Origin of the sequence: Amycolatopsis sp. WAC 01376 (assembly GCF_003947415.1) — a bacterium.
Taxonomy (GTDB): Bacteria; Actinomycetota; Actinomycetes; order Mycobacteriales; family Pseudonocardiaceae; genus Amycolatopsis.
Genome location: NZ_QHKL01000006.1, coordinates 348,415 through 367,447, shown reverse-complemented (window position 1 = coordinate 367,447; position 19,033 = coordinate 348,415). Strand labels below are relative to the sequence as shown.

20 protein-coding genes and 1 pseudogene are annotated in these 19,033 nt (G+C 68.2%); 7 read left to right on the top strand and 14 right to left on the bottom strand.

The window, feature by feature from the left end:
- Positions 1-7: 7 nt before the first annotated feature.
- Genes DMH03_RS28660 through DMH03_RS28650 form a run of 3 tightly spaced genes read right to left on the bottom strand, consistent with a single transcriptional unit; the run spans position 8 to position 2,282 of the window.
- Entirely contained in the window at positions 8-514 is a 507-nt protein-coding gene (locus DMH03_RS28660; RefSeq protein ID WP_125795089.1) for a universal stress protein, read from the bottom strand.
- Entirely contained in the window at positions 511-1,329 is an 819-nt protein-coding gene (locus tag DMH03_RS28655) for a hypothetical protein (RefSeq protein ID WP_233611689.1), read from the bottom strand. The genes DMH03_RS28660 and DMH03_RS28655 overlap by 4 nt, the downstream gene beginning before the upstream one ends.
- Entirely contained in the window at positions 1,326-2,282 is a 957-nt protein-coding gene (locus DMH03_RS28650; protein WP_125795088.1) for a nitroreductase family protein, read from the bottom strand. Before DMH03_RS28650 ends, DMH03_RS28655 begins: the two co-directional genes overlap by 4 nt.
- A gap of 698 nt (positions 2,283-2,980) precedes the next feature.
- Between DMH03_RS28650 and DMH03_RS28640 the strand changes: the two genes are divergently transcribed.
- Together DMH03_RS28640 and DMH03_RS28635 are read left to right on the top strand one after the other, a co-directional pair.
- Positions 2,981-3,400 (top strand): HPP family protein, encoded by a 420-nt coding sequence (locus tag DMH03_RS28640; protein ID WP_233611688.1) that lies wholly within the window; start codon positions 2,981-2,983, stop codon positions 3,398-3,400.
- Entirely contained in the window at positions 3,397-3,873 is a 477-nt protein-coding gene (locus tag DMH03_RS28635; protein WP_125795087.1) for a universal stress protein, read from the top strand. Before DMH03_RS28640 ends, DMH03_RS28635 begins: the two co-directional genes overlap by 4 nt.
- A gap of 57 nt (positions 3,874-3,930) precedes the next feature.
- On the opposite strand, the gene DMH03_RS28630 is transcribed toward DMH03_RS28635, so the two are convergent.
- The 7 genes from DMH03_RS28630 to DMH03_RS28600 all read right to left on the bottom strand — a co-directional run bounded on the left by DMH03_RS28630 (position 3,931) and on the right by DMH03_RS28600 (position 10,919).
- The gene (locus DMH03_RS28630; protein ID WP_125795086.1) at positions 3,931-5,019 is read right to left on the bottom strand and encodes an acetate/propionate family kinase; all 1,089 of its coding nucleotides are present in this window, start codon (positions 5,017-5,019) and stop codon (positions 3,931-3,933) included.
- A 72-nt stretch (positions 5,020-5,091) separates the two neighbouring features.
- The gene (locus DMH03_RS28625; RefSeq protein ID WP_125795085.1) at positions 5,092-5,499 is read right to left on the bottom strand and encodes an Hsp20/alpha crystallin family protein; all 408 of its coding nucleotides are present in this window, start codon (positions 5,497-5,499) and stop codon (positions 5,092-5,094) included.
- Between the two features lie 116 nt (positions 5,500-5,615).
- Positions 5,616-8,003, bottom strand: coding sequence for a phosphoketolase (locus tag DMH03_RS28620; RefSeq protein ID WP_125795084.1), 2,388 nt, complete (start codon positions 8,001-8,003; stop codon positions 5,616-5,618).
- Positions 8,000-8,896 (bottom strand): universal stress protein, encoded by an 897-nt coding sequence (locus DMH03_RS28615; RefSeq protein ID WP_125795083.1) that lies wholly within the window; start codon positions 8,894-8,896, stop codon positions 8,000-8,002. The genes DMH03_RS28620 and DMH03_RS28615 overlap by 4 nt, the downstream gene beginning before the upstream one ends.
- Positions 8,893-9,498: an HPP family protein gene (locus DMH03_RS28610; RefSeq protein WP_125795082.1), complete on the bottom strand. Its 606-nt coding sequence runs from the start codon at positions 9,496-9,498 to the stop codon at positions 8,893-8,895. Before DMH03_RS28610 ends, DMH03_RS28615 begins: the two co-directional genes overlap by 4 nt.
- A 10-nt stretch (positions 9,499-9,508) precedes the next feature.
- Positions 9,509-10,411, bottom strand: coding sequence for a universal stress protein (locus tag DMH03_RS28605; protein ID WP_125795081.1), 903 nt, complete (start codon positions 10,409-10,411; stop codon positions 9,509-9,511).
- Positions 10,395-10,919, bottom strand: coding sequence for a flavodoxin domain-containing protein (locus tag DMH03_RS28600; RefSeq protein ID WP_125795080.1), 525 nt, complete (start codon positions 10,917-10,919; stop codon positions 10,395-10,397). The genes DMH03_RS28605 and DMH03_RS28600 overlap by 17 nt, the downstream gene beginning before the upstream one ends.
- Before the next feature lie 211 nt (positions 10,920-11,130).
- Here DMH03_RS28600 and gap point away from each other — a divergent pair.
- The 3 genes and pseudogenes from gap to DMH03_RS28585 all read left to right on the top strand — a co-directional run bounded on the left by gap (position 11,131) and on the right by DMH03_RS28585 (position 14,231).
- Positions 11,131-12,142: pseudogene (gene gap, locus DMH03_RS28595) on the top strand (type I glyceraldehyde-3-phosphate dehydrogenase).
- Positions 12,139-13,287, top strand: coding sequence for an N-acetylglucosamine-6-phosphate deacetylase (nagA, locus tag DMH03_RS28590; protein ID WP_158633128.1), 1,149 nt, complete (start codon positions 12,139-12,141; stop codon positions 13,285-13,287). The pseudogene gap and the gene nagA overlap by 4 nt, the downstream one beginning before the upstream one ends.
- Positions 13,284-14,231 (top strand): DUF3048 domain-containing protein, encoded by a 948-nt coding sequence (locus DMH03_RS28585; protein ID WP_125795078.1) that lies wholly within the window; start codon positions 13,284-13,286, stop codon positions 14,229-14,231. Before nagA ends, DMH03_RS28585 begins: the two co-directional genes overlap by 4 nt.
- A gap of 12 nt (positions 14,232-14,243) precedes the next feature.
- On the opposite strand, the gene DMH03_RS28580 is transcribed toward DMH03_RS28585, so the two are convergent.
- The gene (locus DMH03_RS28580) at positions 14,244-15,245 is read right to left on the bottom strand and encodes a zinc-binding alcohol dehydrogenase family protein (protein ID WP_125795453.1); all 1,002 of its coding nucleotides are present in this window, start codon (positions 15,243-15,245) and stop codon (positions 14,244-14,246) included.
- A 134-nt stretch (positions 15,246-15,379) separates the two neighbouring features.
- On the opposite strand from DMH03_RS28580, the gene DMH03_RS28575 reads away from it, so the two are divergent.
- Both DMH03_RS28575 and DMH03_RS28570 read left to right on the top strand, forming a co-directional pair.
- A complete protein-coding gene (locus tag DMH03_RS28575; protein ID WP_125795077.1) occupies positions 15,380-15,673 on the top strand; it encodes a DUF4342 domain-containing protein in 294 nt (97 codons plus the stop codon).
- On the top strand, positions 15,670-16,320 hold the full coding sequence (locus DMH03_RS28570) for a LiaF domain-containing protein (RefSeq protein WP_125795076.1): 651 nt from the start codon (positions 15,670-15,672) through the stop codon (positions 16,318-16,320). The genes DMH03_RS28575 and DMH03_RS28570 overlap by 4 nt, the downstream gene beginning before the upstream one ends.
- On the opposite strand, the gene DMH03_RS28565 is transcribed toward DMH03_RS28570, so the two are convergent.
- The 3 genes from DMH03_RS28565 to ppk2 form a co-directional block, all read right to left on the bottom strand.
- Entirely contained in the window at positions 16,298-16,774 is a 477-nt protein-coding gene (locus DMH03_RS28565) for a DUF6292 family protein (RefSeq protein ID WP_125795075.1), read from the bottom strand. The two genes, DMH03_RS28570 and DMH03_RS28565, sit on opposite strands and share 23 nt — an antisense overlap.
- A 128-nt stretch (positions 16,775-16,902) precedes the next feature.
- On the bottom strand, positions 16,903-18,036 hold the full coding sequence (locus tag DMH03_RS28560) for a CHAD domain-containing protein (RefSeq protein WP_125795074.1): 1,134 nt from the start codon (positions 18,034-18,036) through the stop codon (positions 16,903-16,905).
- On the bottom strand, positions 18,033-18,851 hold the full coding sequence (gene ppk2, locus DMH03_RS28555) for a polyphosphate kinase 2 (protein WP_125795073.1): 819 nt from the start codon (positions 18,849-18,851) through the stop codon (positions 18,033-18,035). The genes DMH03_RS28560 and ppk2 overlap by 4 nt, the downstream gene beginning before the upstream one ends.
- Positions 18,852-19,033 lie beyond the last annotated feature (182 nt).

Below are 19,033 nucleotides of genomic sequence, written 5' to 3'. Positions count from 1 at the left end.
GGTGTCCTCAGAGAATCGGGCCCGGTTCGTAGGCAACGGAGTTCAGGAGCCGGCCAAGACTGCTGCCCGGGCTCCGGGCGGGCGGCGGGATCACGACGACCGGGCAGGTCGCGTTGTGCAGGCACGCGTTGCACACCGAGCCCACGAGCAGCTCTCGCAGCTTCCCTGTGCCGTGGCTGCCGAGAACGAGCATGGAGGCGCCCTCCGACTGCTCGACCAGGACATCGCCCGGGTCCCCGAGGGGTACCTCGTAGCTCACCTGGAGTGCCTCGTGACCGTCGAGCAGTTTCGACGTCGCGGCTTCGAGTGCCTTCAGATGCACGTCTTTCGCCTGAGCGACGGTGTGATTCGCTGACGCGTCGTCCAGCATGGCGTCGTGGAACCACGCGTTGACCACCTGCAGCACGGCACCTTGCCGCGTCGCCTGCTCAGCCGCCCACCGAACGGCTGCCGCCGCACTCGCCGAACCGTCCATTCCGACGACGATCCGCCTCTCCGTGGTGTGGTCTGTCATGACGTGTATCCCTTCTCTGCCGGTGTTCTCTGATGGTTCCGGACGATGACGACCAGCTGGGGAATACCCGCGGCCCCACCGATTCCGGCGAGTGAGCCTCGAACTCCCGGCACGTCGAAGGGCTCCGTGAACGTGCAGCTGCGCAATCCGTATTCCGCGGCGGCGAGCCGCAACCGTTGCGACACCGCCCCGGCACGGACGAGCTGGGGACGCGCTTCCGCTTCACTGCCGACCACGAAGGCCGACCAGGTTCCGGCCCGGTCTTCGATCTCGGGCGCCGCCTTACGGCCGATCTGCCCGCCGACCTTGGGCAGCGCTCGCGCGCTGTGCGGAGGCAGCGAACCGACGTGCACTCCGCCTGAAGCGCACGCCTCCGCGACCCTCCGGCCCCACGCGGGCAAAGACGACGGAAGGGGCTTCGACGCCCGGCCCGACATCGCGCCGAACCGCGCGAAATCACCGGCATCCGGACGTGTCCGGGCCGTTGCCCGGATTCTCGCGACCCGATCGAGCGCGAGGACGTCGGCGGGCAGATCAACCAGCGGTGACCAGCCCAGCACCCGGACGGCGACCTCGAGATGGGCGAGCGCGGCACCGCAGGCGATCAACCTGGCACGACCGCCGCGGTCGCGGAGCCACTGAGTGTCGTGCGGCTTCTCGAACAGATCCACCGCGTCGCCTCGCAGGGAAAGGATCCATTCGTCGCCGAGCCATCGCCGTGCCGCGAACCGTGCCGCCGCGACGAGGATCCGCTTCTCCTCGGTCGACCAGACATGCGCCGGGACCGTGGTCCGCAGGGATCCGTTCATCGTCATACCCGCTTCTCCCGGACGACCGCGGCGATCGACCGACGCGGCGTCGGTACGCCGGGATAGCCGTATCCCAGCCGGAAGACAGTCTGCGGATGATCGGCACCTCCGAGTAGCGCCCGGAGTTCCCCGCGGGTGGATGGGATTTCCATCGGCTGGGAGTAGAACGACGCGCTCATTCCGACATCGGTGGCGGTGAGCAGGACTCGTTGCATTGCCCGGCCAGCACGGACCTGCGACAGAGATCCGTCGCTCGGGGTCGTCAGGACGGCGACCAGCGGGTCCTGTTCGAAGATCCGGATCTCCTTACTGCCGGAGAAATGCCGGACGGGAAGCAGACCGCCCGCGGACCGGGGCCCGCCCGCGAAGTCCGGTACGCCGTCGTCACCGCCGTGGCTCTTGGCCCAGTCGCGGAGCTCTGCTTGGAAGGCCGTGTCCTGGTTCTGTATGTGGTCAGCACGGCGGATGAGCCCCGCGACCGGCTCCAGCAGTCCGTGTTCGTCGAGCAGAACGAGGCCGGCGCCTTCCTCTTGCGCCGCTTGGACCATCGCGGCCCGCGCCGCGGGCGGCACTGCCTGCTCGGTGAACGGGCGCCGGTTGCTGAAACGCCGCGGCACCGCGGCCGCAAGCCTCCGCTCAGCCGAACTCGGCCTATGCCGGGGCCCCAGTTCCACTCTCGCGAGCAAGGAGGGCCGGTCACGCTCGGGTGCCAGTTCGATGTCAGCGACCCGTCCCGCCGCGGCTATGGCGACTTCCAGGTTGAACAAGGCGGCCCCACAGGCCAGCCGGGCTTCTCGCCCGTCGGGATCGCAGATCTCCAATATCCGGTCCTCGTCGAGGACCAGATCGATCGCATCCGCCGCCAACTCGAAGATCCACGGCTGCGAGTTGTGCGGTGACGGCGCCCGTACGGCCGCTTCCAGCGCGGCCATGATGACCGGTGACTGCGTGACGACCATGGCGCGCTCCTCTGTTCGTTGCCTCTCAGCCTGCTCCGCGAGCGCCCGGGCCGGGAGTGCCGTGGGCCCCGGCGAGCCGGGACCTTCGGCACCGCTACCAGGACGTCCATTTCGGAGCCGTCTCGAGCCATTCCTGTTGCCAACGTGAGAAGCGCGCTCGATCAAGCCCTAGCCGGACAAGCCCGTAGAGCAACCAGGAGGTCGCGACCGCAGCCAGCCAAAGTCCGATGGCCGCGCCGATTCCCGTCAGCCGTGCGTCGGGCGCGGTCAGCGGTGCGGTCACTGGATTGCCCTCACCGTCGAGCCAGACAGGCACCTTCGCTCCCGCTCGCGTGCCCCGGGTCGCCGGGACTTCGCCGATTCGGACCTCTCCTCCGGGAGTGGACCAGGTGGCTTCGGCGGGGAGGGTGTCCCGCGTCAAACCCGCACGTCCGCCCATGGGAGCGGCGCCCCATCCTCCAGGAGTGTCGCCTCGGCGCAATCCTCACCGCGCCAGCGGATTGTGCCCGATGTGAACGGTGTGCCAGGCTCGCGCCCAACGTGACGACGCTTCCATGGCCTCGACCTCCGACGATGTCCTCAGCGGGTGGTGTCGTCAGCGTCGCGCGTGCTCGTTCACTCCGGACAGGGCCGACCGTCCCTCCCTTGCGGGACCTCCAGCGGTGTCGCCGGCGTACCGCCAGGCCGACACTCGGTTCATGCGAGTACGTGAGGTCATGACCACCCCTGTCGTCGCGGTGACACCCGCGGCGACGATCGTCGTACTGACCGGCAAGAGAATCACCTCGCTGCCGGTCGTCGACGACCTCGGCAGGCTCATCGGCCTGCTTTCCGAGGAAGACGTCCTCCGCGCGGACTATCTCTCCGATCCGCGGCTGGACGGTGGGCCCGATGCCGGCGTGCACTTGGGTGCGCCCACCACCGTCCGGGACATCATGCGGGCTCCGGGTGTGAGCGCACATCCGGACGCGGATCTCACCGATCTCGCGGACAGAATGCTCGAACACCGGCTCAGGTCGGTCCCGGTGCTGGAGCTCGGCCGCGTGATCGGTGTCGTCACCTGGCAGGACCTCCTCCGCGCAAGGATCGATCTCCCGTCGCAAAGGAACGAACCATGAACACAAGCCCGGAGAACGCGCGCCGCATCGTCGTCGGCGCCGACGGGTCGCCCGGTGGCGAAGAAGCGATCAGCTGGGCCATCACCGAAGCCGTCTCCCGCGGTGATCGCGTCGAGGTCCTTCTCGTACTGCCGAGAGAGGAACTCCTGCCCGGAACCTCGTTCGCTCTCCAGCCACACGGCCGAGTACCTGTCCGGGACGGCTATTCGGTGCAGGAGGCCGCTGAACGGACGCGTGCGAGGCTCGACGCGGACGTGCCGGTGGAAACCTCGGTACGGCAAGGAAATCCTACCTCAGAGCTCCTCGCGGCGGCTCATGGTGCCGATCTCCTGGTGCTGGGGTCACCGTCCCGAAAGGGGTTGGAACGGCTCGTGTTCGGCAGTGTCGCCACGGCATGTATCAAGCACGCCACCTGCCCGATCGTGCTCGTCACGCCCGAGGCGGTGCACCGGTTCAGCCCGAGCGCTTCCTGACAGCGACTCGAAAGGCCACGGGCGAGATGACTCGTCCGTGGCCTTTCTCTTCCCTTGCTACACCTGGACCGCGGTGAGGGCGGTCTCGGCTTCGAGCGCCAATTCGACGTCCTCGCCCGTACCGAGTGCGAACACCGTCACCGGCGCGCCTTCGGGGCTGATCGCCCGGTCTCCGTCGCCGAGACAACGGGCGGGATCGACGAAGATCCCCAGGACGCTGAGGCCCTCCGCCAGCTGGCCGAGCAACTCGGGCTGGTGTTCGGTCACTCCCCCGGTGAACACGACCGCGTCCAGCCGGTCCAGACTCACCGCCATCGCACCGATCTCGCGGCGGATCCGATGCAGGTAGACGTCCATCGCGGTGAAGGCATCGGGGTCTCCAGCGGCCTCCAAGGTGAGCACGGCACGGAGGTCGCCGTTCGTCCCGGTCATTCCGGCGAGCCCGGAATGGTGGTAAAGCGCCTCTTCCATGTCGTCGACCGACATCGGCGCCGTCCGCATGACGTGTAACAGCAACCCAGGATCCACCGAGCCGGACCTGGTCGCCATGGCGGGCCCCTCCAACGGTGTGAATCCCATCGTGGTGTCCGCACTCCGTCCGCCCCGGATCGCGGTCACCGACACGCCGGCGCCGAGATGACAACACAGGAGGCGCGGGGCTTCGACATCGAGCAGTTCCGCGGTCCGGCGTGCGGCGTGTCTGCAAGACAGGCCGTGGAAGCCGTAGCGGTGCAGCCTTCCCTGCGCTGTCCATTCCCTCGGGAGGGCGTACTGGGCGGCTTTCCTGGGAAGGCCGGTGTGGAATGCGGTGTCGAAGGCGGCGATCACCGGCAGCTTGGGGCGTTGCCGGAAGACTTCCCGGGCCATGGCGATCGCCTGCGGCTGGTGCAGTGGCGCGAGGGGGCAAAGCCGTTCGAGTGCCTCCAGCGTCTCCTGGTCGAGCCGGACCGGGCCGGTCCGGGAACCGCCGTGGACGAACCGGATCACCACAGCGTCCACAGTGGACCACTGCGCGAGTGCCTGCACGGTCACGGAAGTCGCCTCCGCTCCGGTGAGGTCCGACGACCACCATCCGACCGGGGTGCCGTTGACCACCAGGGCGGTCTTCAGGCTCGAAGAGCCGGGATTCAAGGTCAAGACACGCATACCGACTCCTTCGAGCACGGGAATGCCGGGCGGACGTGCCCTGGGGTGACACGTCCGCCCGGCCGGGGAGGATCAGCTCTTGCCGACCTTGATCTTCACCTGCTTCTCGTGCGGCTTGTCCGACAACGGCATGGAGATTTCCAGGATCCCGTCCTTGTAGTCCGCCGCGACCTTCGTGGCGTCCGCACCGTGCGGCAGCGAAACCGTCCGGCTGAACTTGCCGTAGTAGAACTCGCTACGGCCGTGCTCGACCGTCTTCGCCTCGCGCTCCGCGCTGATCGTCAGCATGCCTTCGTGCGCGGTCACCGAGATGTTCTTCTCCGGGTCGAATCCCGGAAGCTCGGCCCGGATCAGGTACTTGCCGTCCTCCGCGGACTCCTCGACCCGAACCGGGTTGTGCTCCGAGAACGGCCACGGATTCTCCAACCAGGCCGCGATGCTCGGCAGGGTCAGCCGGGGACCGGGAATGAGAGACGTCATTGCCTTGGTTCCTTTCCACTCCGGGAGAACTTCACATCTTCAGGAAACTCTTGTCGTACCGATACCGAAGCGGCCGGACTTCCTGACCGAGTAGGACGAAAGACCTTCCGACGACATCAGGCTTCCCAGGACCAGTGGCGGATCTCCGGAAGGTCCTCGCCCTGTTCGACGATCCAACGACGGTGTCGCTCCTGGGCATCGGTCATGCGCTGCCGGGCGATTCCGGCTCTGGCCAGTAGCCCGGGGACACGGTCGATGACGTCGATCACGAGCTGGAAGCGGTCCATGCTGTTGCGTACCAGCATGTCGAACGGCGTCGTGGTGGTGCCGCGCTCGATGTAGCCGCGCACGTGGAGATTGTCGTGATTCGTGCGCCGATAGGCCAGGCGGTGGATCAGCCACGGATAGCCGTGGTAGGCGAAGATCACCGGCCGGTCGGCGGTGAACAGCGCGTCGAACTCACGGTCGCCCATCCCGTGCGGATGCTCCGCCGCCGGCTGGAGCCGCATCAGGTCGACCACGTTGACCACGCGCACCGCGACCTCGGGGTGCAGTTCCCGCAGCAGTTTCGCCGCGGCGAGCACTTCGAGAGTCGGCGCGTCGCCGGCACACGCGAGTACGACGTCGGGCTCGCGCTCGGTATGCGTACTCGCCCAGTCCCAGATGCCGGCACCACGGGCACAATGCACCGCGGCCTCCTCGTCATCGAGCCAGATAGGACTGTCGTTCTTGCCCGCCACGATCACGTTGACGTAGTCCCTGCTCTTCAGGCAGTGCTCCGCGACATGCAGGAGCGTGTTCGCGTCCGGCGGGAAGTACACACGGACGACTTCCGCGCTCTTGTTCGCCACGTGGTCCACGAATCCCGGATCCTGATGTGAGAACCCGTTGTGGTCCTGGCGCCAGACGTGGGAGGTGAGCAGGTAGTTCAGCGACGCCACCGGGCGTCGCCACGGGATCTCCCGATGCACCTTCAGCCACTTGACATGCTGGTTGAGCATCGAGTCGACGATATGCACGAACGCTTCGTAACACGAGAAAAGCCCGTGCCTTCCGGAAAGCAGATAGCCCTCGAGCCACCCCTGGCACAGGTGCTCGGACAGCACCTCCATGACCCGGCCGTCCGGAGCGAGGTTCTCGTCCACCGGCTCGATCTCTTCGGTCCAGGTCTTCGCGGTCACTTCGAACACCGCGTCGAGCCGGTTCGACGCGGTCTCGTCCGGTCCGAAGAGCCGGAAGTTCACAGCCTTGCGATTCAGGGAGAACACGTCTCGCAGATAGCGGCCCAGTACCCGGGTCGGCTCCGCGACCTCGACACCGGGCCGCGCGGTGGCGACGGCGTGAGCCGAGACCCGGGGCAGATTCAGCGGGCGCAAGATCAGGCCGCCGTTGGCGTGCTGGCTCGACCCCATTCGCCGTTCTCCCCGCGGTATCAGCGCGGTGACCTCGGCCGATGGCCTGCCGTCGGCGTCGAACAGCCTCTCGGGCCGGTACGACCGGAGCCATTCTTCCAGCTGCAGCAGATGTTCCGGGTTCTTGCGGGCGTCGGGAATCGGTACCTGGTGTGATCGCCACGTTCCTTCGACCGGCTTTCCATCCACAAAGGACGGTCCGGTCCACCCTTTCGGTGTCCGGAGTACGATCATCGGCCACCGGGGCCGGTCCCGCATCCGGCCGAGAGATCGCGCACGCACTTGGATCCCGTCGATCTCGTCGAGCGCGCCGTCGAGTGCGGCGGCCATGACCTGATGCAGGACGGCGGGGTCGTCCCCTTCCACGTACCTCGGCGCGTAGCCGTATCCCCGCAGGAGCTCGTCGAGCTCCGTCTGCGAGATCCGGGACAGCACGGTCGGGTTCGCGATCTTGTAGCCGTTCAGGTGCAGGATCGGCAGCACCGCACCGTCGCGCACGGGGTCGAGGAACTTCCCCGAATGCCAGGACGCGGCCAACGGACCCGTCTCGGCCTCTCCGTCACCGATCACGCAGGCGACCAGCAGGTGCGGGTTGTCGAACGCGGCGCCGTGCGCGTGAGCGAGCGAGTAGCCGAGTTCGCCGCCTTCGTGGATCGACCCTGGCACGTGGGGCGCGACATGGCTGGGCACTCCGCCCGGGAACGAGAACTGCCGGCAGAGCTTACGCAGCCCGGCCTCGTCGTAGGACACCTCCGGCCATGCCTCCGAATAGCTTCCTTCGAGCCAGGTGTGCGCGTACAGCGCGGGGCCTCCGTGTCCCGGCCCGGTGACGAACAACGCTTCCAGATCCCGCCGGACGATCGTCCGGTTGAGATGCGCGTAGACGAAGTTCAGCCCCGGCGACGTCCCCCAGTGTCCGAGCAACCGAGGCTTGATGTGCTCCGGCTTCAGCGGTTCGGTCAGCAGCGGATTGTCCATCAGGTAGATCTGGCAGGCGGCGAGATAGTTCGCCGCCCGCCATTGAGCGTCCACTTGGGACTGCTCGGCCGCGCTCAGCACGGCGGCCTCCGCGGGGGCGCCGAGCGCGGTCACTTCTTCTCCGCGCGGACCACCAGCACCGGGCATTCGGCGTGATGCGCGAGCGCCTGACTGGTCGAGCCGAGCAACTGCCCGGTGAAGCCACCGTGACCACGGCTGCCGACCACGACGAGCTGTGCCTTCGCGCTCCATTCGAGCAAGATGTGCCTCGGCCTGTCGCGGACGAGCACTTGCCGGACCTCGACGTCCGGATACTTCTCACACCAGCCCGCCAGGCGCTGCGCCAGCAGGCGCTTTTCCTCGTCCTCGATGGATTCCCACTGCACGACGAGCCTGGCCATCCCGAAGGCGTCGTCGTAGGTGACGTCTCGCCACGCGTGCACGGCCACCAGTCCGGTGTTCCGCCACGACGCCTCTTCGAAAGCGATCTCGACGGCACGCTCGCTCAGCGGACTCCCGTCGACGCCGACGACGACCGGCCCTTCCTGGGGATAGTTCGCCGTTTCCTTTCTGCCGCGGATGACGACCACCGGGCAGTGCGCGTGCGCGACCACCGCCGACGCGGTCGACCCGATCGTCATCTCGCGGAAGAATCCCCGCCCGGTACCGCCGACGACGACCATCGTCGCCTTCTTCGAGGCATCGATGAGGAACGGTACGGGCGAGTCGGCGGGCATGACCGTGTCCACGGCCACTTCCGGTGCGACGGCCCGTACCTGCTGAACGACCTCGTCGATGATCCGCTCACCTTCGCCGGCCAGCACGTCGAACCACGGGGCCGGCCCCGCCAGGCCGCCCCCATAGGAGAGCTGCTCGGCTCGCAGCGCGTGCACGATCAGCAATCCGAGCCCGCGCTGGTCCGCGACCGTGGCGGCCCACCGGGCCGCTTCCCGTCCGGGTTCGGTCCCGTCCACCCCGACGACGATCTTCCGTCCTGTCGTGCTCATCGTTCGTCCTCCTGGTAGATCACTTTGGCTTCGACGACACCCGGAACGGCTTCGGCGAGCAGCTTCGCCACGTGCCGGTCGGTGTCGCTGTCGTATCGGTCACCGATCCGGACCGCGCCGTCATCGACCTCGACGGTCCAGCGCCCAGGGCCTCCGTAGATCTCGAGGTGATGGCGGACGTCGGCTTCGATGGCGACATCGGACCGGGCGAACGCCCGGACGAAGTCGCCCCGGGTGAGGATTCCGACCACCTTCGAGCCGTCCACCACGGGCATCGCGCGGATGCGGCCGTCGAGCAGCGCCCGGCCGACCTCCGCGAGATCCGAACCAGCGCTCATCCCCGTCGCGGGCGACGTCATCACCTGGGCGACGAGCGTGCCCGGACGAGGATGCTCCTCGGGATCAGGGCCGGAACGGATGTCGCGGGGAAACCTGTCCCGGATCAGGTCGGCCTCGGTCACGATGCCGACCAGCCGCTCGTCGTCATCGATCACCGGCAACGCGGTGAAACCCTTCTCCACCAGCAACTCGGCCGCGTGTTTGGCCGTCGTCTCCGGCGTCACGGTGATGACAGGAGATGACATCAGGTCTCTTGCTCGCATTTCCGCTCCCTCAGACCGTGCTCGCGGGGCGGACGACCGCCACCGGGCAGTTCGAATGCGCCACCAGCGCCTGACTTGTCGAGCCGAGCACCATGCCCTCGAAACCGCCACGCCCACGGCAGCCGACGACCAGCAGCCGCGCCTGCTCGCCGAAGCCGAGCAGCGCGCGCACCGGCCGGTCCCGGACGACCTCGATCGTCAGCGGCACCTCGGGGAACTTCTCCTGCCAAGGCGCGAGCTGTTCCTCGACGGCCTTCCGCTCGGCGGCCTCGATCTCGGCGGGCCGGATCGCCAGCGGATGGGACCGCATCGACTCGTGGTCAAAGATCTCGTTCCACGCCCGGACCACGGTCAGTCCCGCGCCACGAAGCATCGCCTCGTCGAACGCGAACGCCAGGGCGACCTCACTGGCCGCCGATCCGTCGGTTCCGACGACGACCGGGCCCGTCTCGGGCGGCACGTCGTCCGGCCGCTTGCCCCTGGCGACGACAATCGGGCAGTGACCGTGCTGTGCCAGCGCGACCGCGGTCGAACCGATGAGCAAGCCGGTGAAGCCGCCAAGCCCTCGTGATCCGAGCACGATCATGGTCGCCGTCAACGACTCCTGGATCAACGCGGCCACCGGGCTCCACTCGCGTGCCGCCGTCTCGACGACGAGATCCGGGTAGCGGCCTGACACGGCGTCGTGCGCTTCCGCGAGCCACTCCTTGCCCCGGGCCTCGAAACTCGTTCTGATCGCGTCGGTCGACGGCAGGACGGCAGGCATCCGCACCTGCGGGATCCCGTAGATGTGCACCAGCCGCAGTCGTAGCCTGCGCCGCGCCGCCTCGCCGGCCGCCCAGACTGCGGCGTGGCGAGCGGACCCCGAACCGTCGATCCCGACGACCACCGCGCCCTCAGCCACGCCCGACATGTCCACTCCCTTTCGTCGTTTCCAGCTGTGCGGCGATCTCGGCGGCCCAGTCCCGGATCGCCGTCCAGTCCCGGTAGTCGCCATCCTTGACACGCAGTGCCGAGACCATCGCCCGCTCGGCGAACCGGAGCCGGCTCCGATCGATCCGGCCCGAGAAGACCCGGTGCCCGTGCGCCCCGGACCGCGTCACCAACCCGGCGACGTCGACCGGCTCCTCGACGGGCTTGGGCGGCTCTCCCACCGGGCCACTCGAGAACAACCACACGTCCTTATGACGCAAGACTTCGTCCTGCTCGATCAGAGTCTTCGCCCCGCCGAGCCAATGCCCCATGTACACGGCGCTGCCCAGCAGCACCACGTCGTAGTCCTCGACCGAGACGACATCCTCGGCGAACAGGACCTCCACCACGGCTCGGGCACCCAGTTCGGCGCCCAGACACCGGCCGATCTCATCGGCGATGTCCCGCGTCGCGCCATGGCGACTCGCCACCGCTACGAGGATCTTCATCTTCGCTCTCCTGTCTGGTCGCTTCCCAGCTTCGACCAGCGCAGGAGCGCACGGGAGGGCCCGAGGTCCCGTCGACCCGGGCCGAGGGTCCCGCCATCGGCACGAGAGGCGCGGCTCCGGCCTTCCTCCCGACCTGCGAGGACCAAGTGCTCTGTGGACGGATGCACGCACCGCAGACGATCGAAAGAGCTGACGGCGACGGGAGAAGCAAATGACGGTACGGCTGGGGATCAACGGTTTCGGCAGGATCGGGCGAGACATCTTGCGGTGCGTGCTCGAATCACCGGACAGCCCGATCGACGTGATCGCGGTCAACGACATCACGTCACCGGAGATGCTGGCCCATCTGCTGGTCCACGACTCCACCTACGGCAGATTGCGTATCCCGGTCGAGGTCGTCGATGGTGAGGCGCTTCGTGTCGGCGACCATTTGATCCAGGTGAGCGCGAAACCCGATCCCGCGGAGCTGCCATGGGGTGAGTACGGCGTCGACATCGTCGTCGAAGCAACCGGCCACTTCCGGACCCGGGAAGGAGCAGGCGCTCACCTGACGGCGGAAGGTCGTGATCTCGGCACCCGGCAAGGACGTCGACGCGACGATCGTGCTCGGCGTCAACGAGGACACCTACGACCCGGACGAACACCACATCATCTCGAACGCCTCGTGCACGACGAACTGCGTCGCACCGATGGTGAAGGTGCTGCACACGGCCTTCGGGATCCGACGCGGGATGCTCACGACGATCCACAGCTACACCGGTGATCAGGCCCTGCTGGACCGTCCGCACAAGGATCCGCGCCGCGCCCGGTCGGCCGCGGTCAACGTAGTGCCCACCAGCACCGGCGCCGCCAGGGCAATCGGCTTGGTGATCCCGGAACTCGCCGGCAAACTCGACGGGGTCGCCGTGCGCGTCCCGGTCGAAGACGGATCACTGACCGACCTCACCGTCGAGCTCGAACGCCCCGTTACCGCGGAGCAGGTCAACCACGCTTTCGCGGAAGCCGCCGATGGCTCTCTCAAGGGCATTCTGCGCTACACCGAAGCGCCTATCGTGTCCCGCGACATCATCGGCGATCCCGCGTCATGCGTGTTCGACGCGGAGCTGACCAAGGCCGACTCCCACCTGGCGAAGGTATTCGGCTGGTACGACAACGAATGGGGCTACGCCAGCCGCACGGTCGAACTGGTGGATCTGATCGCGCGCACGCTGCCGCCGCGATGAAGCGGCTGGGTGTCGCCGGTGCCTTGGTGGGCGGGAACTATCGCGCCGGGGATGTGGAGATCGACGAGGACTCCGGCCGGGTCGCCGCCGTGGGGCTCTCCCCTCCCGTTCGTGGCCTGGCCATCCCCGGATTGATCGATCTCCAGGTCAACGGGTTCGCCGGGGTGGACTTCCTGAACGCGGACGCCGACGGCTACGCGCGCGCCGGCATCGCGCTGGCCCGGACCGGCGTCGCGGCCTATCAGCCGACGCTGATCACCGACCGGCCCGACCGGACCATCGGAGCGATCGCCACCGCGGGCAAGGCTCAGGGTGTGCCCGGCGGGGCCCGCGTCCTCGGTGTCCATTTGGAAGGTCCGTTCTTGTCCCCGGAACGGCCTGGTACCCATCCCGTCGAGTACCTGCGCGCTCCGGATCTCACGCTCGCGCAGCGGCTGCTGGACGCCGGGCCGGTCACGCAGTTGACCCTCGCTCCAGAACTTCCGGGCGCTGTGGAGCTGGTCGACCTGTGTGTGCGGTCCGGTGTCCTCGTCTCCTGCGGACACAGCGACGCCACCGCCGCGGCGACACACACCGCGATCGATCACGGCGCCCGGCTGATCACGCATCTTTTCGACGCGATGCGTCCATTCACCCACCGCGACCCCGGTATCGTCGGTGCTGCGCTCACCCGCCGTGAAGTGACCATCGGCTTGATCGCCGACCCCAGCCACCTGGCTCCCGAGGCGATTCTCCTGGCCTTCCGGGCGGCGGCGGACCGGATCATCCTGGTCACCGACGATCTCGCCGCCGGTGGGTGTCCGGATGGCCACTACCGCCTCGGAAGCGTCGACTTCGAGGTGTCCGACGGTGTCGCCCGCCGCGCCGACGGCACTCTGGTCGGTACGACCATCACGTTGCTCGAAGCCGTCCGCCACGCCTGCGACATCGGCGTCACCACCGAGGCGGCCGTCAACGCGGCGACCCGTACGCCGGCCAGGTTGTACCCAGGGGCCGATCTCGGCCTGTTGCGGCCCGGTGACCGCGCTGATGTGCTGGTGCTCGACGACGCTCTACGGCTCCGGAAGGTCTTTATCCGAGGAATACCGGTCGAGCATCAGGCGCCGGACACGGACCGGACACACGAAAGGTACCGATTCTCGTGAAGAAGTCCTGGTGGATCGCATCCACTGCGGGGGCGTTGGTGGTCGTCGCGGCGGTGGTCTTGGTCGTGCGAGAACTGTCCGGCCCCACGAGCGAGACTGACTCGAATCCGGCTCCGTCGTCCACCGCGCCTGATCGCCGGGCCGTGCTGGCCGTCAAGATCGACAACGTGGCGGCGGCCCGTCCGCAAACCGGCCTGAGTGCCGCGGACCTCGTGTACGTGGAACCCGTCGAGGGCGGACTGACCCGGCTGCTCGCGCTCTACCGGGACCGTCCGCCGTCGGTGATCGGCCCGGTGCGGAGTGCGCGAGCCACTGACCTCGGCCTGCTGGCCCAATTCGGACGACCAGCGCTCGCCTATTCCGGCGCCGCGCCGGAGCTGCTGCCGGCCCTGCGTTCGGCATCGCTGACGAGCGCTTCGCCCACGGAAATCCCGGACGCGTACTTCCGCGACGACTCCCGGCCGTCACCGCACAACCTCTACCTCCGCCCGCAACAGGTCCCCGACGGTGAGGTCGCGCCGGAAGGCGCGTTTCCCGCGACGGGCGCCGCACCGGAATCCGGCGCGGCGGCCGCCACCGCGGCGATCCGCTATCCGGCGGCCGCTTTCACGTTCACCTGGTCGGTGGACATCGGCAGATACCTGATCGGTCTGGACGGCTCGCCACTCACCTCGGTGGACGGCGGCCAGGCCGGCGCTGCGACGGTCGTCGAACAGCGGGTCGCCGTCCGGCTCGGCGAACGCGGGGAGACCGGCACGGTCCCCAACTCCCCCATCGCCCAGACGGTCGGCAGCGGGCAGGCGAGGGTGTGGCGGGACGGGCAGCGGTTCGCGGCTACCTGGGACCGTCCGACGGCAACGGCGCCGACCCGGTTCACGACCGCGTCCGGGCAGCCGCTTCCGGTGTCCGACGGTCCTTTGTGGATCCTGCTCGTCCCCGCGTGACCGCCGCGGTGGTCAGCTCACCCGCAGCACGGCCGCGCCGTTGACCCGATCCTCCGCCAGATCCGTGAGCACCCGATCCGCCCCGTCCAGTGGGTACGGCACGGTGCTCACCTCGAGGTGGTGGGTCCCCGCGAACGCCAGGAACTCCCGTGCCTCGGCGCGTGTGTTCGCCGTGACGCTGCGCACCTGGCGTTCCTGGAAGAGGTGCCGCTGATAGTTCAGTGACGGGATGTCGGAGAGATGGATCCCGGCGAGTGCCAGTGTCCCGCCTCGATCGAGAGCCTCGAGGGCGGGTGGGACCAGTTCTCCGGCAGGCGCGAACAGGATCGCCGAGTCCAGGGGCTCTGGCGGTGACTCGGCGGCCGCGACAGCCGAGGCCGCTCCGAGAGCCAAAGCCAGCTTCCTGGCTTCCTCGCTGCGGGTCATGACGTGCACGGTGGCGCCTCGGGCGATCGCCACCTGGGCGGTCAGGTGGGCGCTCCCACCGAACCCGTAGATCCCCAGCCGACCGCCCTCGGGTACTTGCGCCCGCTCCAGCGCGTGGTAGCCGATCAGCCCGGCGCACAACAAGGGCGCGAGCTCGTCGTCGGTGTACCCCTCGGGCAGCGGGAGAGCGTAGGCGGCCGGTACGACCGCGAATTCGGCGTATCCCCCGTCTTCGTCCCAACCAGTGTAACGCGACTCCGGACACAGGTTCTCCCGGCCGCGACGGCAGTATCGGCACCGGCCGCAGGTTTCCCGTAACCAGGCGATTCCGACCCGGTCGCCCGTACTGAAGCCGGAGACGTCGTCCCCCACGGCGACCACTTCGCCGACGACCTCGTGTCCCGGAATCACCCCCGCCCGATGTACCGGCAGGTCACCCTCGGCGACGTGCAGATCGGTGCGGCAGACCCCGCACACCAGCACCCTGACCAGCACCTCGTCGGCGGCCGGTCGCGGGACCGGAACCTCTGCCCATTCAAGAGGGCTCGAAGCCATCGGCCCGGGCCGGGTGACCCGCCATGCGCGCATCTTCACGAACGGCCTCCTCCATCGGAAAATCCTCCGTCCAGGATCGTGCGCCTTTCGGCCACGGGGAAGGACCGAAGGTCACTGCCGCGCGGCGAGCCGAAGCCTCACCGTGGAAGCGGAAGGGAGAGAAAACCATGACTGTGCAGAAGGAAGAGCAGCAAGTGACCGAATCCGCGGCGCCGAAAAGGCCGAGCGAAGTGTTCACCGAGAAGGTGCACCGGCTCGTGCGCGAGGGCAACGTCCGGCGCATCGTCGTCAAGGACACCCAGGAACGGGTGATCATCGATGTCCCCGTGAACGCCGGCCTCGTCGCCGCGGTTCTCGCCCCGGTCGTGACCGCGGCCGGCGCGATCACCGCGCTCGCGGGCCCCTGGTCCATCGCGGTCGAACGCCGCGGCGACCCGGCATCAGAAGAGAAGCCGTCGTGAAACCCGTTCGCTTTTGGGTCGGGCTGGTCCTGGTGGCCCTGGGCGTGCTGGGAATCCTCGACGCGACCGGCGTCTTCGAAACCGGCGGCTTGCTCAGCGCGTGGTGGCCGGCGTCCTTGGTCGGCCTCGGCATCGTCGCGATGCTGTCCCAGCGGCGGATGTCGATCGGACCGGCCGCCGTGACGGTGATCGGGCTCATCCTGCTTGCGGGCACTCTCGACCTGGCGGAAGGGGGGCTGTGGTGGCCGACCCTGCTGGCGGTGGCGGGACTCGCCGTGCTCGCCGGACTGCGCCGGGAGCACGGCACCAGGACACCGCTCGTGATGTTCGGTGGAGCGACCACCAGGGAACAGTCCCGCCACCTGCGGCACACCGACGTCTCGGCGATCTTCGGCGGTTCGACGCTCGATCTTCGTCAAGCCCGGATCGACGAGGGAGCGACGGTGGACGCCTTCGCCTTGTTCGGCGGCGTCAAGGTGCTGGTGCCGCGGGGCTGGCGGGTCTCGCTCGGTGGTCTGCCGTTCATGGGTGGCCTGGAGGACAAGACCAACGGGACCGGTGATCTCCCGGCGGACGCTCCTGTGCTCGCCGTGAACGGGACCGCGATCTTCGGCGGCGTCGAGGTCACGAACACGCCGGAGAAATGACGAAGTGACTGCGCGGTGCCGTCGCGGCCCAGATGTCGCGCCGGTACCGCAGCAGCCGAGCCTTCACGTGGTCGCGATCGGCTCGCGGTTCCGGCGGGACAGGGCTGGTGGACGCGCCACCGGCGGCTTGAATCGCGGTCACGAACCGGCCGACCGCGCCCGATGATGGCACGAGTTCGCCCCCGAGGTAAGCGAGCACCAGCAGGTCCTCGCCGGAATGGGTCTCCATGGCGAAAGCCCAGCCGTGGCGCTCGTCCCACAGCAGGGCTGTGTCCCGCTCCGGCCGGCGGGGCAACCGCTGGTCCAAGGCGATGTAGGCCGACGCGGGGTGATCGAGATCCATGGCGCACGACTCTTTTCCCACGCCCACCGCGGCGCTCACCGCGACCAGGTAGCCCGCCAGCCCGCACCGCAGGTCGTGATCGAGTTCGATTCCGGTCAGCAGGGAAATCACCCTCCGTCGAGTCTGAGCTTCACCGGCCACTTCGGACCGGCCTCGCCAGACCGTACGAGTTCGCCTCCTCCGAGGATGGCGGCATTAGGCCCCTGGGCGAAGGACTTTCGTCCCTCGCGACGTCGGCGCTAAGTCCATAACGGACGAAGGGCACGGCGGAGATCGCGCCAGGCCTCCGGCAGCGCGGCCACGCATCGATCGGCGTTGGCCGTCTCCTGCGCCCGCACCGCCGCCAAGATACCGTCCGCGACCTCCAAGGCACTCAAGAGTTCGCGGGCGACGACCGCGTCTTGGAATTCCCCGAGAAGGTCCTGGAAGGTACGCACTGTCGGCTTGGCGTCGACCGGCAGCGCCTCGGCGCCCGCCTCCAGCGCGTACCGCAGCCGCTTGGCCGCTTTCCGTACACCGTGAACGGCGCGGTCACGTTCCGGACCAGCCGGTCGCGCGTCGATCCTGGACACGCGAGCGTCGAGTTTCTCGGCCACCGCACGAGCCAGGTGAGGAAGTACCCGCCCGGCGGGTCGCCGGGCCGCTTTGGGCCACTGCTGCCAGGGCCTCTCGCTCAGCACCACCTCAAGGACGTCCAAGGCGGTCAGCAACTGCAGATACCGACGGCCGTCGAGCGCGCACCGCACCCGCTCACGTGCCTCCTCCGAGAGAACGGCGAAGCAGGCGTTCGTCCGCTCCCCGGCCCAAGGCCGTGAACGCGCCCACTGGACCTCGATGTCCCGCGCCGGGCCGAGTTCCCCGCCGAGCCAGCGCAATTCGTCACCCAGCGCTTTGAGAAGTCTCCGTCCGCCCAGCACTGGGGCATAGGCGGAGAAGACGCCTCGCAGCCGCCGGGTGGCTACCCGCATCCGATGCACCGCGTCCGGCTTGTCCTGCCGCGCGGCCAGATCCGCGGCGGCGAGGGCCGCGATCTGCGTACGCACGTAGCGAAGGACGACTCCTCGTGCGGAGTCGTCGGGAGGTCGAGGCGATAGTGCGATCCGGTGATCGAGCACCGCGTGAAGTTCGGTCGTCCCGCCGTCGCCGACGCGCGCGACGGCCACCAAGTCGTCATCACGGGTATACGCACGAACCAGCCGGGAAAGGCTCGGCGGGACGGCCAGTCCTGAACCGGCGAAGCGGATCGGCCCGTCAGGCGTTTCGAGGCGCCACGACCCGTTGTCGACACTCAGCGTCAGGTCGTTTCTGAGCAGGCGCAGGGAAATCGTGTCGAAGTAGACGGTATCGGGTGCGGTCGCGACGGTCGCGCTCATGGACTTGCCTCCTTCAGGGTCGCCGCGTGGTCCGGGACGTAGGTCTGCAGCAGCCGGTCGGGGCGGCAGTAGCCGTTTGATTCCGGACGCGAGGGGAGCGAAACCGCCTCATGGACGACGTCGTGGTAGGGCACGCTGGAGAGAAGGTGCGCGATCATGTTGAGCCTCCCGCGCCGTTTCTCCTCGCTTTCGACCACGTACCAAGGAGATTCGGCGGTATCGGTATGCACGAACATGTCGTCCTTCGCCCGCGAGTACTCCTCCCATTGGGTCACGGACCGCAGGTCCATCGCGGAGAGTTTCCAGCGGCGCATCGGATCGTCGATCCGGCTTCGGAACCGCCGCTCCTGCTCGTCCCGGCTGACCGAGAACCAGTACTTGCGCAAGAGAATGCCGTCGTCGACGAGCAGCCGCTCGAAGATAGGGCACTGCTGGAGGAACCGCTTGTGCTCTTCGGGAGTGCAGAAACCCATCACCCGCTCGACCCCGGCACGGTTGTACCAGCTGCGGTCGAACAGCACGATCTCACCGGCCGCGGGCAGGCACTCGATATAGCGCTGGAAATACCACTGCGTCCGTTCACGATCGGTAGGCCTCGGCAGAGCCGCGATCCGCACGACGCGCGGGTTCAGATGTTCGGTGACCCGCTTGATAGTGCTGCCCTTCCCCGCCGCGTCCCTGCCCTCGAACACCACCACCAGCCGGGCGCCCTCGTACCGCACCCACTCCTGAAGCTTGACGAGCTCGGCTTGCAGGCGCAGCAGTTCCCGTTCGTACACCACGCGCGGGATCCGCGCCTTGCCCTTGCCGGCCATGCGCTCAACGGTACGAATCCAGGCGGCGTAGCGATTCGGCCGTAGGTCGACGGTGGAGAGGTCTTTGGTCATGAGCGACCAGAGACAGCGGAAGGGTCGAAGGACCCGCGGCTCCGTCACGCCCAGTGGGGCCGTTCGCCCCTGTGACCGCGGCTCGGAGACGGCGAGCATGAGACCGGTCC

What these genes read in the sequence shown, in the direction of transcription:
- DMH03_RS28660 (WP_125795089.1), bottom strand. Translation starts at nt 514, where the DNA reads ATGACAGACCACACCACGGAGAGGCGGATCGTCGTCGGAATGGACGGT.
- DMH03_RS28655 (WP_233611689.1), bottom strand. Translation starts at nt 1,329, where the DNA reads ATGACGATGAACGGATCCCTGCGGACCACGGTCCCGGCGCATGTCTGG.
- DMH03_RS28650 (WP_125795088.1), bottom strand. Translation starts at nt 2,282, where the DNA reads ATGGTCGTCACGCAGTCACCGGTCATCATGGCCGCGCTGGAAGCGGCC.
- DMH03_RS28640 (WP_233611688.1), top strand. Translation starts at nt 2,981, where the DNA reads ATGCGAGTACGTGAGGTCATGACCACCCCTGTCGTCGCGGTGACACCC.
- DMH03_RS28635 (WP_125795087.1), top strand. Translation starts at nt 3,397, where the DNA reads ATGAACACAAGCCCGGAGAACGCGCGCCGCATCGTCGTCGGCGCCGAC.
- DMH03_RS28630 (WP_125795086.1), bottom strand. Translation starts at nt 5,019, where the DNA reads ATGCGTGTCTTGACCTTGAATCCCGGCTCTTCGAGCCTGAAGACCGCC.
- DMH03_RS28625 (WP_125795085.1), bottom strand. Translation starts at nt 5,499, where the DNA reads ATGACGTCTCTCATTCCCGGTCCCCGGCTGACCCTGCCGAGCATCGCG.
- DMH03_RS28615 (WP_125795083.1), bottom strand. Translation starts at nt 8,896, where the DNA reads ATGAGCACGACAGGACGGAAGATCGTCGTCGGGGTGGACGGGACCGAA.
- DMH03_RS28610 (WP_125795082.1), bottom strand. Translation starts at nt 9,498, where the DNA reads ATGCGAGCAAGAGACCTGATGTCATCTCCTGTCATCACCGTGACGCCG.
- DMH03_RS28605 (WP_125795081.1), bottom strand. Translation starts at nt 10,411, where the DNA reads ATGTCGGGCGTGGCTGAGGGCGCGGTGGTCGTCGGGATCGACGGTTCG.
- DMH03_RS28600 (WP_125795080.1), bottom strand. Translation starts at nt 10,919, where the DNA reads ATGAAGATCCTCGTAGCGGTGGCGAGTCGCCATGGCGCGACGCGGGAC.
- nagA (WP_158633128.1), top strand. Translation starts at nt 12,139, where the DNA reads ATGAAGCGGCTGGGTGTCGCCGGTGCCTTGGTGGGCGGGAACTATCGC.
- DMH03_RS28580 (WP_125795453.1), bottom strand. Translation starts at nt 15,245, where the DNA reads ATGCGCGCATGGCGGGTCACCCGGCCCGGGCCGATGGCTTCGAGCCCT.
- DMH03_RS28575 (WP_125795077.1), top strand. Translation starts at nt 15,380, where the DNA reads ATGACTGTGCAGAAGGAAGAGCAGCAAGTGACCGAATCCGCGGCGCCG.
- DMH03_RS28560 (WP_125795074.1), bottom strand. Translation starts at nt 18,036, where the DNA reads ATGAGCGCGACCGTCGCGACCGCACCCGATACCGTCTACTTCGACACG.
- ppk2 (WP_125795073.1), bottom strand. Translation starts at nt 18,851, where the DNA reads ATGGCCGGCAAGGGCAAGGCGCGGATCCCGCGCGTGGTGTACGAACGG.